The following is a 17,259-nucleotide window of genomic DNA, read 5'->3' on the forward strand; positions in this document are numbered from 1 at the left end:
GTATTTTTCAGCCAGGCAAATCATAGATAACCGAAAAGTTACCTTTTATCTTCCCTCGTTATCTGTTGATACCCGTGCCCCTGGCCTCGAGCATGCGCACGGCGAAGGTGGCCAGCCAGTGCTCGCCTTCGTAGCTTCCGGAGGCCAGGTGGGGCAGCGAGGCCCGGGCATGACGGTCGGCAGCCCGGATCAGGGCGGACCGCCGGGGATCCCTGGGCCCGAAGGTCCGGGCCAAGTCGTACAGGGCGCGCGCCCGGCTCAGGTTCAGGCCATCCAGGTGGACGATTTTGGGATCCGTCCGGTCCGAGACCACCGCGGGCGCCAGCGTTCCGGGCAGACCTGGCAGGAAGGCGCCCAGCCAGGGGCCGAAGCGATCCCGGGGCAGCACACGCGCCATCAGGGCCGCCTCCTCCAGGCAGGGCGAGAGGAAATCCTCTCCGCCCGGCTCCCAGGCCAGGGGGCCGCGCCGGTCCTTGCCGAACCAGGCCTGCGCCCGCTCGAGGATGGCCGCCTCCAGCCGCGGGTCCGGCGCGGCCTTCGCGTAATCCAGCGCCAGGTCCAGGCCGAAGGCGGAGTTGGGGTGGACACCGGTGCGGATGGGGTAGGTCTGCTTGGGCAGGAAGTCTCGGTAGGCGGCGGCAATGCGATCCGCCAGGGGCTGCAGGGCCGCGGACCAGCGGCGGGCCTCGGGGCTGTCCCAGGTCTTCAGCTCCGCCGCCAGCTTGAGCAGCCACGCCCAGCCATAGGTGCGCTCGAAGCTCCGCCGGTTGGGCTGGTCCAGGTAGGCCACCTCGACCGCCATGCGCTCCGGCGCCAGATTCTCGTCCAGCACCGCGCGGATCTCCGCCGCCTTCGCCATGCCCGGGTGGGTGCGCAGGAGGCGGACCAGCATCCAGTGCCCGTGCACCGACGAGTGCCAGTCGAAGCAGCCGTAGAAGGCCGGATGCAGGGCCTTCGGCGACTGCACCTCCCCCGCCCCGTTCATCACGTGATCCAGCTTGTTGGGGTACTCCTGCCGCGCGCACTTGAGCGCCAGCGCCGCGAAGCGATCCGCCGTCGCGTCCGTCAGGGCGAGGTCCGCCTCCTGCGCGGACAGCGAGGCCGCCACGGCCAATCCCAGCATCCATGCCCCAGCGCCCATGCCCGCCTCCCGGATGCTGGATTCTATCGGACGGCGGCGGACCGAGGGCGCTCGCGGTCCTCAGCGCCGGGGCGCCTTCGCCACGCAGAAGCGGCAGACGGCGCCCCCTTTGGCGATGCAGGTCTCCAGGTGGACGCTCATCCCGGAGGCCTGCTCGATGAGGCTCACATCGAACTGGCAGAGCTCCGGATGCGCCTTGGCCACGGAGTGGTAGACGCAGTTGACCGCCTCGATGGCGGCTTCCCCGGCGGTTCCCCCGGGTTTCAGGACGGCCCGGTACCCCAGCTCGTTCATGAGCGCCGTGACCTTCCTCAGCCGCTGGGCCGGGGGATCGGCGGGATTCACCTGGCTCTCCAGCGAGGCCGCCACGGCCCCGGCCAGGTTCCTCATGAAGGACCTGGCGCCGCCGGGGCCCAGATCCTGGGCGAGCTGGGCCAGGATGGCATTGGCCAGCCAGGAGTATTTCTTGGGGAAGACATCGATCCCCTCGTCCGAGATCAGGTAGCGCCGCCGGGGCCGGCCCACGGATCCCTTCGTGTCCGAGTAGGTCAGGTAGCCGAGATCCAGCAGCTTCAGGACGTGCTGCTGCACCGCCGTCCGCGTGAGCCCCAGGTGGGCGGCCAGCTCGTCCAGCGAGGCGCCCTCGTGGTGGCTGAGCAGGTGCTCCAGGATTTTCCGCTGATTCTCGTGCAGGTTCTTCATGGCCGCCTCCACAGGCGAATCAGGTGCTGAGAGTTTAAACAATTTAAACATTCTTGTTTGTTTTTATCGAATCCCTAGATTCAGGAGGTGAACCACGGGAGCCCCGTCCGGGCAAGGAGTCCGCCATGAAATTGCCCCAGAGATACGCCCTGGCCCTCCCGGTCGCGGCCCTGCTCGCCGCCGCCGGCTGCTATGCCAGCCATCGCGCGGGGGCCGTCCCGGGTGAGCCGCCCCTGGACCCGGTCCTGGTCGCCCAGGGCAAGGACATCTTCCGGAACGACACCTTCGGGGATGAGGCCTTCTGGACGGACACCCTGGGCATGCACCAGGTGATCGCCTCCGCCGTGGATCCCACCACCGCCCTGTCCGTGGGCCTGAAGGTGGATGCCGAGGCGCTGCCGTCGGCCGTGGTCCAGGGGATCCAGAGCGGGGCCATCAGCCTGACGGACCCGGCCACCACGGTGGCTCTCCTGAAGCTCAACGCCGTCGTGGGGGTGAAGGGCACGGTGGAGAGCATCAACGGAAAGGACACCCTCACGCGGGTCGGCATCACCTGCGCGCTGTGCCACTCCACCGTGGACGATTCCTTCGCGCCGGGCATCGGCAGGCGCCTGGACGGCTGGGCCAACCGCGACCTGAACCCGGGCGCCATCATCGCCCTCTCCCCCGCGGTGCCCGTGGGCGCCAAGGCCGTCTACGCCTCCTGGGGCAAGGGGAAGTACGACCCCCGCTTCAACCTGGACGGCCAGAACGGGCCCCAGGTGATCCCGCCGGCCTACGGGCTGCTGGGCGTGCACAGCGTCACCGCCACCGGGGACGGCAGTGACCTCGCCTACTGGAACCGCTACGTGGCCGTGACCCAGATGGGCGGCCAGGGCAGCTTCTCCGAGCCCCGCACCGGCGTGAACGTCACGAACGGGACGACGGACCTAGTGTCCGCCAAGCTGCCGGCCCTCCAGGCCTACCAGCTGAGCCTCGCCGCGCCGCAGCCCCCGGCCGGGAGCTTCGATGCCGTGGCCGCCGCCCGGGGGAAAGCCGTCTTCGAAGGTTCGGGAAAGTGCGCCGCCTGCCACTCCGGCCCGGCGCTGACCGACGCCAACCTCCGGCTTCACCTGCCCAGCGAGGTGGTCAGCGAACCCGAACCGGCGGGCGTTCCAAGCTACGCGTCGCGAAGCGCCACCAGGATGTACCGGACCGCGCCCCTGGCCGGGCTTTGGCAGCACGCGCCCTACTTCCACAACGGCACCGCCCCCACGCTGGGCGCGGTGGTCGAGACCTACGACACCCGGAAGGGCCTCGGGCTGACAAGCGCCCAGAAGGCAGACCTCGTCGAGTACCTGAAGAGCCTGTGAGGCTCCCCTTTTGAAGAAAGGAACCAGACCATGAACGACAAGCTGAACACGAGCTGGTGGGCCCTGCGCATCGGCCTCGGCGCCGCCCCCTTCCTGGCCGGACTGGATAAGTACTTCAACCTCCTCGCCAAGTGGGAGCTCTACCTGAATCCCCTGGCGCTGCGCGTGATCCCCGTCTCCCCGGCCACCTTCATGCGCGCCATCGGACTGGTGGAGATGGCCGTCGGCCTCGCCATCCTCACCCGCTGGACCCGCCTGGGCGCCTACGTCGCCGGCATCTGGCTCGTGGGCATCGCCCTGAACCTGCTCACCATGGGCGCCTACCTCGATGTGGCGGTCCGCGACCTCCTCCTCGCCCTCGCGGCCTACACGCTGGCCCAGCTCACGGAAGTGCGGGAAGCGGCGGCGGTCAGCCGGATCCCCGGGTACAACCCCGACCTGGCCTGACCCTTCCGCACCGGGATCACGAACCCCGACGCCACGCACCAGTAGCCGCTCCAGGCATCCCGAGACTGGAATCTCACCCCCGGTTTGCTAGACTGGACGATCCGGAGAGATGGCCGAGCGGTTGAAGGCGCCTGACTCGAAATCAGGTTTGGGGGTGACCTCAACGGGGGTTCGAATCCCTCTCTCTCCGCCAGATAAAGCCCACTCAAGCGAGTGGGCTTTATCGTGTCGTCTACCACCGCGCTACCACCGGTACAAGATGCAAGCCCCCAAGTGGGGGTTAGGATGCTTCGGGGAGGTCATAGACCGTTCTATCTGACAGCCACTCTCCCAGGACAGCAGGTCGTATCGGACGCTCATTTGAGACACAGGGATCCAGAAGAACCCCTCCCTCTCCAAGTGTCCGCTGTGATACCGGGGTTCGGTATGGAATCCACAAGAGACGTGGGGCCAGTTTTGAGCACTCTTGTCAACGACGGGTCACTTCATGGAAGCCAAGCGTTTCCGGACCAGAACCTTGGTACTCTCTGGGGTGGGCTCTTCCGGGTTCTCGGGGACATCCACGCGAGCGTAGTAGACCCTCGCTGAATCCAGATCACCCAGGGATTGCGCAATGAGGCCCATCGCCAGCCAAGTCGGATGGGTGATCGGGCCTTCGGCCGGAACGGACTCGAGAAGCGCCGCCCGAGCTTCGGAATAGCGGCCCAATTCCGCATAGACACAGGCCAGCGTGTGATTGTTGTAGGCGTTCTTGGCTAGCTGCACCGCCCGCTCGGCCCACTCTGCGCTCTGCCTGGTGACTCGCCCCCGGCAGACGTCATTCCACGCCAGGGTGTTCAGGACCGAAGCCGATTCCCCTCCTGCCTTGATGGCCTGCTCCAGTACCTGATTGGCCTCGTCCCAATGCCCGCTCCAACTCAGGAGGCGACTCTCCTCCTGCGCGAGCGTGAGGTCGTTCGGGCGCTCCTTCCGGGAGGCACGGACGATCGCCAGGGCCTCTTCGAATCGGCCTGCCCTCCTCAGAATGTAGGAACGCAAATTGACGGCCCTCGGGTTGCCGGGGCACAGGGCCAGGAGCTTGGCGGTCAGTGGATCCGCCACACTGGAACCGGGAGGTGGATTCAAAGCGAGTGCCCTCAGGAGCGCACTTCGGAGGTTCGGTTCCGTGGCCTTGTCCGCGGCCGACTCGACGATCTTCCAGGCCGCCTCGTGGGACTCCCCGAGGATGATGAGAACCGAAGCCGCGAGCCGGATCTCCTCCAGCCCACCCTTTCGACCCTGGGCCCAGACGAACCCCACCGGATGCCCGATCAAGGGATCCTGGACAGTGGGCTGCACCACTTGGTCCATGGCGCGGTCCAGCCATGCGCGCGCCGCTTCAAGATGGCCGTGGTCGGCTTCCCAGAGGGCCTCCTTCCCGAGCCTGGAGGGCTGGGTACCCCACGAAACGACTCGGAAACCCCCATCTTTTCGGCTCACAAACACCGGTGAGGGAATGATGTTGGGCCTGGGCGCTTTGATGCAGTACCCGGTCTCGTCCGTCCCCTCGATGGCGAATTTCGGATCAGAGAAGAACTGGTCGAGCTTCTGGCGGCGCCAGTCCATGCCTCCTGTACGCAGATAGTGGAACCCGTCGAGCGCAGTGAGGAGGGTGGCCCTGTCCTTTCCCATCGGTCGCTGGGGCGGGCTCAGAAGCAACAGGGTCTTGTCCGGATCGAAATCCGGTCGAGAGGTGGCTCTGGCCAGTGCCTGCACCGCACCGAACGGGGTCCTGGTCTCCTCGGGGAAGCGCTCGTTGAACTGCAACTTCGCGGCGAGTTCGGCCCTGGATCGGTACTTCGCCCCATCACTCCCGGTGCCGCACTCCTGCGCGATGAGGCCCGCTTCGGAGTAACGCCTCAGGTCCATGAGCAAGTCCGAGGCATCCTGGAAAGCCTTCCTGCGCACCTCGGGATCCTGGATGGACCGCCTGGCTTCCTGGATGGCAGCGGAGACCTCTCCCAGGCATGCATCCAGAGCCACGGTCCACGAAAGTCGTTCCTTCGCCTCCTCCAAGCGCTGTGTCGAGGCTCGAGCCTCAGCGAACTTCCCGGTGCGGGCCAAAGCGGTGGTGAGCTGCTCCTGGGCCCGGGCATCTGCCCCGCGCGCCAATTGATCTCGGTACAGCTGGATCGCGGCGTCGATGTCCTGGGAGGCCCACCAGTCTCCTGCTTGGTCGTGCCCGAGAAGGATCGCGAGATCCAGGCGAGCCATGCGAAGGTCCGGGGCCAATTCCATCGATTTCCGTAGCTCCGCGACCGCGCCCCCGCGGTCCCAATTGCCCTTGAATCGCCGTCCCAGGTCGTCGTGCTCGAGGTTCCAGCCCAGCTGGCGATGGGGATTCTCCGCTGTCGGATCCAGGGTGATGGCCTTGATCAAGGTGTTCCGCGAAGCCTCCATGAGGCCCGCGGCGTACTGGGCCTGCGCCAACCGAACCAGTGGCGCGGGCAACTCCGGATGCCGCGCCGAGAGGCGGCGGAATTCAGCCATGGCCTCCCGGAGGCGGCCAGCCTCCAGGTGGGCTTCTCCACGATTCTGGAACACAACCACTGGGATGGGCTCCTCGCCGAAGGCCTTCAGCGCCGCTCGGGCCTCATCCACCTCCTTCGGGGTCCACCGGAGCTGATCGCAGTCGAATCTGAACACCGCCTCCACATCGCCATCCCGCCCCCACCGCCAAGCCATCTGGAGCTTCGCCGGCCCGAATGGGCAGATCCGGTTCGCGGGCAGCGCCTCGAGGGTGTAGCCATCGGGGGGATGGATGGTCCAGGTGAACTCCCCGGACCAAGGCCGCGCCAGCTGGAGATGGGTCCGACGTGGCCTGGAGTCCGCCGTCTTCTCCCCCGTGGCCATCTTCTCCCTGGGGTCCAGTTCCCCGGGCTTGAGGTACTCGTTCAGGGCGGAGACGAGCGGCCAAGGATTGAGCACGGCGCGAGCGTCCTTGGTGGAGGTGAAGGCGTAGCCCACCTTCAGGGCCTCCAGGCGCATGCGGAAGGGCTGTTCCAGATCCAGCGGGGGAGTGAAGCTGAAATCTCCGACCACTTCCGCGCGGTAGTTGTTCTTCACATAGTCCTTCAGCCCTGCCTTCACCCTCTCGGGTTCCGCCCCGGTGAATTGGATACGCTGGCTCACTTCGGCGACTCCCCGCGTCGTGGTGGTCTCCACGACACGACCCGGCCCATCGCTGGCCAGGAAGATCTCGCGCGTCTGGGCCTCGCAGTTCTCCTGGGCCGCGAATGCCGGGACCCGAGTGATCCCCTTGGTATCCGGCGCAATGATCAAGACGTTTCGTCCCGCATCCGGAGGTGGAATCTGACCCACCCGGGCCTGGGGAACCGTCGGGTCGATCCAGAGGGGGAATCTGCCCGGAACGTGGACGATGGCGTGGTTGAATGCCGAGAGCCCCGGGAATTCGGGCGTGAAATCCCTGGATTCGCCGGCACGCAGGAGGGCGACATGGGCTTCGATCCCCGCTTCGCGGAGAAGGCTTGCCAGCAGGACCGACTGGTCCTTGCAGTCTCCGTAGCCCCGGCGCAAAGTCTCCTCCGGCCTGCGCGGCATGATCGCCGCCTCTCCGAACTCCAATCCGACGTACCGGACTTGTTGTTGCAGGCGGGAGAGGAGGCGCTGGATCTTCTGGTCCCTCGACTCTGCCCCGCCCACGGCCTCCTGGACCCAGGTGTGGAGCCCGGGGGCACTGAGGCAGGGCTCGAGCATGGCCCGGTATTCCGTCACGACCTTCGCCCAGGACGGTGCCGTGGACAACAGGAGGGAGGGCCACTCCTCCTCATCGAAAGCCTGGAAAGGCTCACGGGCGCGCGGAGGTTCGGACAGGTCATGCTCGACCCTGATGAGCTTCCGGTCCCCCCGGGACTCCACCTTCACTGCCGACTCGGGAAGCCCGTAAATGCGATGCTTCAGGTATGTCCCAGCAGGAGCATCGATCACGAGCCTCGAACGGTGCACCGGCACATTCCAGGTCAACGGGAAGCTGCGCCGGATTCCTGAGGAGGCGAAGGGCCGGTTCTCCCTGACACAGATCTCAACTTCTGCCACAGCACCTGTCTTCAGCATGGGGAGCGGGCCGCGAACCTGTTTGCGATCGCCATAAACCTCCTGCGACTCGTCCTGGACCTGGGCATCTCCGAGTGTCGAGGGATCGAGGAGGTGTTCCTTGCCGTCTGGCGTGATGACCCTCGCACGGATGGTGGGTCTCTCTTCGAACCACGGAGACCAGGAAACCTGGACCCGTCCCCAACCCGGCAGCGCTCCCTCGCGATCGACCCGGAAGGCATACCGGTAGACGGAGACCAGCTTGCCGGACGCATCGGTTGTGAATCGATCGTCTTCGATCAACTGGATCACGTCGAAGGAGGGGTCCGCAGGAAGATCCTGTGCAAGCCTCAGCAGCTGTTCCGCCGGCATGGCGAAGGCTTCGCCTTCGACAAGGTTCCGGAGCGCCGTTGGCTGGGATGACGGGGTACCGGCGACGAGGCTGAGGGCGGTGAGGAAAGGAACGGGGCGAAACAAGATCACTCCCTTCATGAAAGTTCGAGGGGACTCCAGGAGAAGCCGAGGGGGATGAAGCTAGAGTATAGAACCCATCGGTCACTTGAGCCGAGGGGGTTGGTTCAGCTGGCTGGACGCAACGCATCCCCTCAAAACGCCCCGCTCGCCTTCAGCTCCAGGTAGCGGTTGACGAGCGCGGTGGGAAGCTTGGCGGGGGTCACATCCAGGACACGGGTGCCGCTGTGCAGGACGTGCTGGAAGAGGGTTCCGCGCCGGGCCATGTAGTCGTGGGCCACCGCATGGTCGAGGGCGGCCTCGAAGCCGGTCACGGGCCGGGCGAGGAACTCGTCGACGACGCCTTCCCTGAGGTTCGCGAGCAGCACCAGGTGGCGGCTGCGGAGGAGGTCCAGGGCCGGCAGCAGGGTGGCGTCCTCCTCGTCCCGGAGGTTGGTCAGCAGGATGACGAGGCTCCGTTTCCGGAACTGGCGCAGGAAGGTCTCGGCCGCCGCGAGGTAGTCCGGGGCATGGGTGGTGGGCTGCACGTCGAAGAGCTCCTGGAAGAGCCGCTCGAGGGTGGCGAGGCTCTTGTGGGGTGCCACGGTGCGCGGCCGGTCCTCCGCAAAGGTCGCCACGCCCACCGCGTCCCCCTGCTTGAGCGCCACGTAGCCCAGCAGGAACAGGGCGTTGAGGGCCTGGTCGAAGTGCCCCAGTTCCCGGCCGTCCAGCCGGTCCAGGGGGCTCATGCGGCGCCCGCAGTCCAGCAGGAAGACCACCTGCTGGTCCCGCTCGTCCTGGTACTCGCGGCAGATGAGCTTCCGGCTGCGGGCGCTGGCCTTCCAGTCCACCTGCCGGATGGTGTCGCCCTGGCGGTACTCCCGCAACTGGTGGAAATCCAGGCCCTCGCCGCGCCGGGGGCGCTTGAGGATCCCGAGCATGGACAGCCGCTGATCCGTAGCCAGGAGCGCGTAGCGGGCCACGGCGGCGAAGTTCGGGAACACCTTCACGGGGAAGGCGGCCGGCAGCTTCAGCGTTCGCGCCCAGAGGCCCAGGCCGGCGGTGACGCGCACCTGGATGGGACCGAAGGCGCGGCGTCCGCGGGCCGCGGGGCGGACCTGGTAGGCCTGGTCGAGGAACCCGCGCGCCGGGAGCCCATGGCGCGAAGGCAGCCCCCGGCTTTCGAAATCCGGCGGATGATGATCGAACCATTCGACCTGGAGCCTGAAGGGGGAGGGGTTCCGCAGCCGCAGGCGCACCTCCCGCCACTCGCCGAGGGCGAGGCTGCCGGGCACCTCCCGCTCGCCGGTCAGGCCCTTGGGCCATAGGGCCAGGATGAGGTCGATGGCCACGGCGGCGAGCAGCATCCAGCCGGCGACCCGCCACGCCGGCATCACCCGCGCCCACACCGAGGCGGCCAGCCCCAGCAGGGTCCAGGCGCCCAGCAGGCGCAGCAGGCGGAGGGTCGGGATCATGCGCGGGGGGCCGGGACCTTGGCCAGGAGGGCCAGGAGGAGGTCGTCGGAGCCGAGACCCTCGATCTCCGTCTCGGGGCTGCGCTGGATGCGGTGACGGAGTGCGGGGAGGGCCATGGCCTTCACGTCATCCGGCGTGGCGAAGTCGCGGCCTTCGAGCAGGGCCTGGGCGCGGGCCGTGCGCACCAGGGCGATGGCGCCCCGGGGCCCGGCCCCCAGGGCGATGCCGGGCCACTGGCGGGTGGTCCGGACGATGCGGACCGCGTAATCCAGCACTGCGTCATCCACGCGGACCGTGGCCACCAGGCGCTGCAATTCCAGCACCTCGGCGGCGCCCATGAGCGGACGCACACCATCGACGCGGAGGGCGTCGCCAACCGTATCGGTGGTGACCTGGCGGACCAGGGCGGCCTCCTCGGCGGCCTCCGGATAGTCCATCCGTACCTTCAGCAGGAAGCGGTCCAGCTGGGCCTCGGGCAGCGGGTAGGTCCCCTCCTGCTCGATGGGGTTCTGCGTGGCCAGCACCATGAAGGGCGCCTCCACGGGCAGGGTGCGGCCCTCCAGGCTCACCTGCTGCTCCTGCATGACCTCCAGCAGCGCCGCCTGGGTCTTGGCCGGAGCGCGGTTCACTTCGTCCGCCAGGAGGAGGTTTGTGAAGACCGGGCCGCGGCGGAGGTGGAACTGCTCGCTCTTCATGTCCCACATGGCGTGGCCGGTCACATCGCTCGGCATGAGGTCCGGCGTGAACTGGATGCGGGCGAAGGCGCCCTGGAAGGTGGTGGCCAGGGCCCGCACGAGAAGGGTCTTCCCCAGGCCGGGCACGCCCTCCAGCAGCACGTGACCGCCGGCGAGGAAGGCGGCCAGCACCTGGCCCACCACCGGTCCCTGGCCGACCAGGGCGCGGTGGATCTCGGTCCGGAGGGCTTCGGCCTGCTCGGCGGCCCAAGGGATGCGGGCGGGATCGGGGGAGGCGGAGGGCGTCGTCATGGGGAGTCCTGGGATGGAAGGGGAAGACGGTTCAGAGGCGCTGGCGGAGCCGCTCGAGGGTGACCAGATCCTGGGCGAGCTGATGGGCGGAGGCGCCGGGGCGGTCATCGAGGGCGGCGCCGATGGCGTCGGGGCTGGCGCCCGTGGCCTGGGCCAGCCACTCGGCCTTCGCCCCGAGGTCCAGGGAGCCGAAGGCGGGATTCCGGCGCTGCGCCTGCTTCACGAGGGCCTCCCGGGTCCGCGCCACCAGGACCTCCCCCGCCCCTCCCCGCCATACCAGCCGCGCACTGGCGGCCAGGTGTTCGAGCAGGGAGCGACGCTGGGGCAGAGGCTCCGGCAGCAGTGGCCCGAAGCGCGGCCAGCCCCGCCAGACCCAGGCTCCCACCAGGAGGAGCAGAGCCAGCATGGGTTCCTTGGCGTGGGACCACAGCCAGGTGAAGAGGGAGAGCTCGACGGGACGGGACCAGACCACCACCGTCCCCCGGCCCGGCTGGAGTGCGAGGAGCCGCTGCAGGTAGGCGGCGTGGTCGAGGTCCGCCAAGGAGCGCCGGTAGAGGAAGTTCAGGTCCGGAGTGAGGGAGAGACGCCCCTGGCCCTCCTCACGCGTGAGCAGCACGTACTGACCCTCATGGCCCAGGGTGTAGCTCCACGCCTCCGGGTGATCCGGCACCAGGCGCCAGCGTGCGGTCCGCCGCAGCCGGTAGGGCACTTCGCCCTTGTGGAACGTGTCGGTGCCGATCTGCTGGCCCGGGGCCAGGATATCGAGGCCATCCGGGCTCGCGTCCCGGAGGGTGACCCCGATGGCCTTGTGGAAGGCCGCCAGGCCGCGGGCGTCGTTGAAGGGCCCGGCCGTGCCATCGGTCAGCAGGTGGCCGCCGCGCCGGACCCAGGCCAGCACCGTCTCGACTTCCGCGGCCGTCATGGGCTGGCTGAGCTGCAGGAGGATGAGCACGCCGTGTTCCGGCAGCTCGGTCGCCATCAGCTCCCCGCCCTTGCGGACCACCGGCCCGCCCCCGGCCTCCAGCCACTTCTGGAGCAGCAGGGTGGGATTCTCCAGGGCCTCTCCGCGGAGCCCCACTTCGATCTCCTTCGGGACGCGCCGGAAGGAATGGCGGCTCATCCAGGCGATGACCAGCCCACCGGCCACAACGAGCGCCAGAAGCCCGAGCAGGACGCGGCCAGCCGCCTTCATGGCCTTCCCCCAAAGGCGGCGGGCCACGCGTCGCAGAGGGCTTCGAAGGCATCGCGGGTGGGGGCTTCGTTTTTGTAGGCCAGCCGCTGCCAGGTGCCGGTCAGGAGGTGGAACGCGCCCGCAGGGCCCTCCTCGAGGTGGCCCTCGGCGGCCCTCAGACAGTCCCCCTCGGTGGCGCTGGCGGGGATCTCCATGGCCCGGCGGTGCACGAGCTCGGCCAGGGCTCCCCGGTAGAGAAGGGCCAGGGCCGCCCGGGCTTCACCCCGGAGGAACAGGTTCCGAGCTGCTTCCGGCACATCGGGCGGAAGGCTCTCGGGACGGATGTCCAGGCCGGCGACGGCCTCGGGCGCCTCCCAGGCCTTCGCTTCGACGAGCGGCAGGCCCAGACGGTGGCGGAACCGGTACACCAGCCAGAGGACGAAGGCGAGGAGGCCGCCCACCACCACCACCTTGCCCACCAGCGCCAGCAGGTCCCACATCCGCTTCAGGAAATCGAGGTTCTGGGGCTTTGATGGTTGGGCCGGCTCCTCTTTCGCGAAGAGGTAGTCGAGGAGGCTCCGGAGCCACCGGGGTTCCCGGCCCGTGGGTTCGTAGCTCAGGGTGCGGACCTCCTTGGTGTGCTTGAAGGCGGGATCCTGCTCAAGAATTCGCTGGGCGCGCTGGCGCGCCTCCTCGTCGGGGCGGAGCGGGCCATCAGCCGGCCGAGGAGCGGGTTGGGGCTCGGGTTGGGGCCCGGGTTGCGGCCCAGTTTGCGGAGTGGGCTGCGGCGCGTCGTCAGACGCCTCGGGAGCCGGGACCTGGGCGGTCGGTTCCTGAACGGGCGCCTGGGCGGCCAGTCGAAGGGGCATGGCCCAGGCCAACAGCAGCACCAAGGCCAGACGTGCGGCCAGACGCCGGAAGGCCAGCTCCAGGTCCCACCCCTCCAGGTGGGTCCGGCGGTTGAGGTAGAGGCCGAAGCCCCCCGCCACGAAGAGCGGCTCCGTCAGGGTGAGCGCCAGCAGGCCGACGCCCAGCAGGAACCACTGGAATCCCGGTCCCGGGTTGTTGAACCCATCCCACACCTGCACGCGGCTCCCCGCGGGCATCATGGCCTGGACCAGGGCGATGAACCCCACCGCGGTGAGGAGGGTGAAGGCCCAACCCGAACAGGTAAGAAGGAAGCCCGTGCCGCCGCCCTTCCGGGTGAGCACCCGGGCCCGACGGCGGTACCCGGCGCCCCGGAGCCCCTCCAGCTGGGAGACGGGCAGGACGTAGCTGCGCATGGGGGAGAGGCGCCGCCAGAGCAGGCCCGCCACCAGCCCCCGCCGGTGGACGCTCCGCCATTCCCCGAGGAAGTCCCACACGGAAGCGGGCTGGCCAAACACCGCCCGGCTGAGGACGAACAGGACGCCCCGGTCCAACCAGGGTTTCAGCCACCAGAGAACCGCGAGGACCCAGAGGGGCGTTTGGTGCAGGAAGGGCAGGAGCAGTGCCAGGAGGAAGCCCAGCTGCAGCCCCCACACCCTCGCCACGGGCCTCCAGTGGGCCTGGAGGAGGCTCAGGCCGAGATCCGCCGCCTCCATGGCCGCGCGCGTCCTGGGGATGAAGCCCATGGTGCCCGGCTTCATTCGCCCCTCCGCCCGGCCAGCACGAACCATGAGGAGAGGAGGATCCAGAACAGGATGCCCACGCCCACCTTGGCCTTCCAGGGCACGAGGGTGTTCGCGGACCAGAATCCCTCGAAGCAGGCGGCCAGGAAGGTGAGCGCGACGGCGCCGAACAGGAGGCGGGAGCCCTGCCGGGCGCCCTCCCGCAGGGCCGCGAGACGGGACCGGCGCCCAGGATGCATCAGGGCGAAGCCCATCCGCAGGCCCCCCGCCCCGCTGAGCACGGCGCCCATCAGCTCGAAGGAGCTGTGTCCGCTGATGAAGCCGTAGAAGGTGGCGGTCAGGCCCTGGTTGGTGAGGTGGGCCATCACCGTGCCTCCGTGGAGGCCATTGAAGGGCAGGAAGAAGAGGGGCCCGACGCCCGCCAGCAGCCCCGATGCGAAGGTCTGGAAGTCGATGCCGATGTTGTTGAGGATGTAGAAGCCGAACATCATGACGTCGCGCGTGGCGCCGGTGGCCCCGGCGACGGGGGTTTTTGGATCGTACATCTGCACGTACTTGGCTGCCTCCTCGGGGCTCAGCATCAGGTGCACGAGGTTGGGCTGGGCTCGCACGATCAGGAAGGCCGCGATCCAGGGGCCGAAGAACAGCAGGCTCGACACGGCGACCAGCCGCCACTCCGCCCGCACCTGCCGGGGCAGTCCGCCCCAGAGGAAGCGGAGCGCCGCCGGCACCCCCTCGCCACGTTCGCCGTAGATCCGCTGGTGGAGGCGGAGGGCGAGCTGCTGCAGCCGCTCGACGAGGGCCGGGCTGTAGTGGCGTTCCCGCGCCACGGACAGGTGGTGGCACAGCCGGCGGTAGGCCGAGGGGACCTCCTCCATGCCCAGGGTGGCCCGCTCGTCGAGCCAGCCCCGCAGATCCTCCCAGAGGGGCCGGTTCTCCTGCTCGAAGCGCTGCTGCCTCATCGGCCGCCCCACAGGTAGCGGGCCATGCCGAGCACGGCCTTGACGCCGCCCGCCCCCCGGCTCCCCGTGAGGGGGCCCAGCACGTCCGCGAGCTCCTCGCTCCGGGCCACCGTCAGGCCAGGGCTCCGCTCGGCGAACGCGAGGATCGCCGACTGCTCCTCGAGGGTCAGCGCCCGGGTGGGCGCCAGCGGCTCGGCCGCCGGAAGGTGGGGAGCCTGGACGCCGGCCTCCTCGTGCACCACGAGGGTGCCGGCCACGATGTCGCCGATGCGCTGGAAGTCGCGGGTGAGGAGGATGCTCACCAGGCCGACCGTGTAGGCCCCGGGCAGGCCGTCCACGACCCGCAGCAGGTTCCGGATGAGGCTGGGGCCCCAGCCGATGGGGCGCCCATCCGACCGGAGGACCCGCAGGTTCAGCCAGCGCTTGCCGAGGGTGCGGCCGCCCCCCAGGACTTCAAAGAAGACGGGGTAGAGCCACTGGGCCAGGAAGACCAGGATGAACCAGAGCCCCAGTCCCAGCGGTCCCAGGAAGGCGAGGGCGATCCCCGCGAACATCAGGCCCATCCATACCACGGCCTGGTCCACGAAAAAGGCCCAGAAGCGGGCCACAGGGCCCGCCGGACGGAGGTGCAGCTCGATGCCCTCGGGTGTCTCGATGGTCCGGACGGTGTCGACGGGCTGCAAGGCTAGTCGGCCACCTTGACCACGATGGTGTCGGCGATGAGGTCGTGGATGCAGCGCCGGTCATCCCGGAAGATGAAGCAGGCGTTGACCAGCGAGAACAAGGGCCCCAACAGCGGAATCGACTCGAGCACCCACATGAGGATGATCCGGAGCCCCAGCAGTCGTCCCATGCCCACGGGTTCGCCATCGCTCCGGACGATCCGGATGCGGAGGATGCGCTTGGCGATGGTCTGGCCGTAGCGGCTGAGCCAGATGAGGTTCCAGATCATCAGGGCCAGGAGCAGGCCTCCCCCCAGCACGCCGAACACGATGAAGAACGCCGTGGGAGGCGCGCCGCCGGTCCGCCGGGACAGGAAGGCCGGAATGAAGATGGCGGCCAGGATCCCGATGATGGCGAATCCCCCGCCCATGATGAGGCCGTCCAGGAACTTGGCGCCGAGGCGCGTGCCGCGGTCGGCCAGCTCCAGAGTTTCCGGATCGACAAGATCCGCGACGACCGCGGACGGAGCCTCGTACGGATTGAATTCGGTCATATCGCTCTCACTCGGAGGGGTCCCTAAGGCTATCCAATATCCCCGGTGAATGCCTTCCAAAAACCGCCTGTGCTGCGCGGAATCCCGCCTGACCATTCCGATCCGGAGCTGGCCCAGGGGAACGCCCGTGAAGTGACCGTCGTCACGGGGGACCGGTGGAGGCCACCTGTACTCTGGGTGGGCACCCCTTGGAGGCTCTGTGGACGCGTTGCTCGAATCCCTCGAACCGAAAACGATCTGGTCCTACTTCCTGGGGCTGTCGAAGATCCCCCGCGGGTCCAAGAACGAAGCCGCGGCCGCCGCCTGGGTGGCGGACCAGGCGAAGGCCCTGGGCTGCGAGGTGGAGCGCGACGAGGTCGGCAACGTCATCATCCGCAAGAAGGCCACCCCCGGGAAGGAGGGCCGCCCCACCACCTGCCTGCAGGCTCACGTGGACATGGTGTGCGAGCAGAACGAAGGCACGGGCCATGACTTCCTCAAGGATCCCATCAAGGTCCGTCTTGACGGCGACCTCCTCCGCGCCACGGGCACCACCCTCGGCGCCGACAATGGCATCGGCGTGAGCGCCGCCCTGGCGGTCCTCGCCAGCAAGGACATCGCCCACGGCCCCCTGGAGGTCCTCATCACCATCGACGAGGAGACGGGCCTGACCGGTGCCAACGGCCTCCAGCCCGGCCGCCTCAAGGCCAAGTACCTCCTCAACCTCGACAGCGAGGAGGAGGGCTACCTCACCATCGGCTGCGCCGGCGGCGAGGACACCATCGCCACCCGCAAGCTCACCCGCACGGCCCCGCCTGCCGGCGCCCGCGCGTTCCGCCTGAAGGTCTTCGGCCTCAAGGGCGGCCACTCCGGCATCGACATCCACGCCGGGCGCGGCAATGCCATCCGCATCCTCGCCCAGGTCCTGGGCGCCCTGAGGGCGGACTTCAGCTTCGCCCTGGCCGGCATCAAGGGCGGCAACAAGCGCAACGCCATTCCCCGCGAGGCCTCGGCGCAGATCTTCCTGGACCCCGCCCAGGAGCAGGCCTTCAAGAAGGCCCTGGCGGCCCACGAGGCCCACTGGCAGGCCGCCCTGGGCGCCTTCGATCCGGGCCTGCACCTGGCCCTGGAGGCCGGCGAAGGCACCCAGGTCATGTCCGGCGCCGACACCGAGGCCCTGATCCGCCTGCTACTGGCCCTGCCCCACGGCGTCGAGGCCATGAGCCCCGACATCCCCGGGCTGGTGCAGACCTCCACCAACATGGGCGTGATCGAGACGCGCGAGAACGAGGTGGAAGTGAACCTCCTCACCCGCAGTTCCATCAACGCCTCCAAGACCGCGCTCTCCGAGCGCATCGCGGCCACCTGCGCCCTGGGCGGGTTCGAGTCCCACGTCACCGGCGGCTACCCCGGCTGGAAGCCCGAACCCAAGGCCTCGCTGGTGAGGATCGTCAACGAGACCAACCAGAAGGTCTTCGGCAAGACCCTGGAGATCATGGCCATCCACGCCGGCCTGGAGTGCGGCCTCATCGGCGAGAAGTACACCGAGATGGAGATGGTGTCCTTCGGCCCCAGCATGTGGGACGTCCACACCCCCGACGAGCATGTGAGCGTGCCCTCCGTGGGCAACTTCTGGAAGCTGCTCATCGCCGTCCTCGAGACCGTGTAGCCCGGCC

At 68.5% G+C, this 17,259-nt stretch carries 13 protein-coding genes, 1 tRNA gene and 1 pseudogene; 4 read left to right on the forward strand and 11 right to left on the reverse strand.

The features are described from left to right. Positions 1-58 precede the first annotated feature (58 nt). Both MLE42_RS11245 and MLE42_RS11250 read right to left on the reverse strand, forming a co-directional pair. On the reverse strand, positions 59-1,141 hold the full coding sequence (locus MLE42_RS11245; protein ID WP_243287980.1) for a DUF2891 domain-containing protein: 1,083 nt from the start codon (positions 1,139-1,141) through the stop codon (positions 59-61). Between the two features lie 60 nt (positions 1,142-1,201). Beyond that, complete coding sequence (locus MLE42_RS11250) at positions 1,202-1,843, reverse strand: helix-turn-helix transcriptional regulator (protein ID WP_243287981.1); 642 nt, start codon at positions 1,841-1,843, stop codon at positions 1,202-1,204. A gap of 125 nt (positions 1,844-1,968) precedes the next feature. Here MLE42_RS11250 and MLE42_RS11255 point away from each other — a divergent pair, with 125 nt between their 5' ends. From MLE42_RS11255 to MLE42_RS11265, 3 genes are all read left to right on the forward strand, one after another. After that, positions 1,969-3,195: a c-type cytochrome gene (locus MLE42_RS11255; protein ID WP_243287982.1), complete on the forward strand. Its 1,227-nt coding sequence runs from the start codon at positions 1,969-1,971 to the stop codon at positions 3,193-3,195. 30 nt (positions 3,196-3,225) lie between these two features. Beyond that, on the forward strand, positions 3,226-3,642 hold the full coding sequence (locus MLE42_RS11260) for a hypothetical protein (RefSeq protein ID WP_243287983.1): 417 nt from the start codon (positions 3,226-3,228) through the stop codon (positions 3,640-3,642). Between the two features lie 103 nt (positions 3,643-3,745). Then, positions 3,746-3,835, forward strand: a tRNA-Ser gene (locus MLE42_RS11265). Positions 3,836-4,122: 287 nt separating this feature from the next. Here MLE42_RS11265 and MLE42_RS11270 read toward each other — a convergent pair. The 9 genes and pseudogenes from MLE42_RS11270 to MLE42_RS11305 all read right to left on the reverse strand — a co-directional run bounded on the left by MLE42_RS11270 (position 4,123) and on the right by MLE42_RS11305 (position 15,604). Next, the gene (locus MLE42_RS11270; RefSeq protein WP_243287984.1) at positions 4,123-7,446 is read right to left on the reverse strand and encodes a transglutaminase domain-containing protein; all 3,324 of its coding nucleotides are present in this window, start codon (positions 7,444-7,446) and stop codon (positions 4,123-4,125) included. Positions 7,447-7,515: 69 nt separating this feature from the next. Further along, a pseudogene (locus tag MLE42_RS16385) lies at positions 7,516-8,226 on the reverse strand (DUF3857 domain-containing protein); the annotation flags it as partial. Between the two features lie 113 nt (positions 8,227-8,339). After that, the gene (locus MLE42_RS11275) at positions 8,340-9,659 is read right to left on the reverse strand and encodes a DUF58 domain-containing protein (protein ID WP_243287985.1); all 1,320 of its coding nucleotides are present in this window, start codon (positions 9,657-9,659) and stop codon (positions 8,340-8,342) included. Continuing rightward, on the reverse strand, positions 9,656-10,645 hold the full coding sequence (locus MLE42_RS11280; RefSeq protein ID WP_243287986.1) for an AAA family ATPase: 990 nt from the start codon (positions 10,643-10,645) through the stop codon (positions 9,656-9,658). The genes MLE42_RS11275 and MLE42_RS11280 overlap by 4 nt, the downstream gene beginning before the upstream one ends. Before the next feature lie 31 nt (positions 10,646-10,676). Further along, positions 10,677-11,864: a DUF4350 domain-containing protein gene (locus MLE42_RS11285; protein ID WP_243287987.1), complete on the reverse strand. Its 1,188-nt coding sequence runs from the start codon at positions 11,862-11,864 to the stop codon at positions 10,677-10,679. After that, positions 11,834-13,444: a DUF4129 domain-containing protein gene (locus MLE42_RS11290; protein ID WP_243287988.1), complete on the reverse strand. Its 1,611-nt coding sequence runs from the start codon at positions 13,442-13,444 to the stop codon at positions 11,834-11,836. The genes MLE42_RS11285 and MLE42_RS11290 overlap by 31 nt, the downstream gene beginning before the upstream one ends. Further along, entirely contained in the window at positions 13,441-14,388 is a 948-nt protein-coding gene (locus MLE42_RS11295) for a stage II sporulation protein M (RefSeq protein WP_243287989.1), read from the reverse strand. The genes MLE42_RS11290 and MLE42_RS11295 overlap by 4 nt, the downstream gene beginning before the upstream one ends. Then, complete coding sequence (locus MLE42_RS11300; protein WP_243287990.1) at positions 14,385-15,071, reverse strand: RDD family protein; 687 nt, start codon at positions 15,069-15,071, stop codon at positions 14,385-14,387. The genes MLE42_RS11295 and MLE42_RS11300 overlap by 4 nt, the downstream gene beginning before the upstream one ends. A 2-nt stretch (positions 15,072-15,073) precedes the next feature. Then, positions 15,074-15,604 (reverse strand): RDD family protein, encoded by a 531-nt coding sequence (locus MLE42_RS11305; protein WP_243287991.1) that lies wholly within the window; start codon positions 15,602-15,604, stop codon positions 15,074-15,076. Between the two features lie 199 nt (positions 15,605-15,803). Here MLE42_RS11305 and MLE42_RS11310 point away from each other — a divergent pair, with 199 nt between their 5' ends. Next, entirely contained in the window at positions 15,804-17,252 is a 1,449-nt protein-coding gene (locus MLE42_RS11310) for an aminoacyl-histidine dipeptidase (protein WP_243287992.1), read from the forward strand. Positions 17,253-17,259 lie beyond the last annotated feature (7 nt).

The organism is Geothrix terrae (assembly GCF_022808775.1).
GTDB classification, from domain to species: Bacteria; Acidobacteriota; Holophagae; order Holophagales; family Holophagaceae; genus Geothrix; species Geothrix terrae.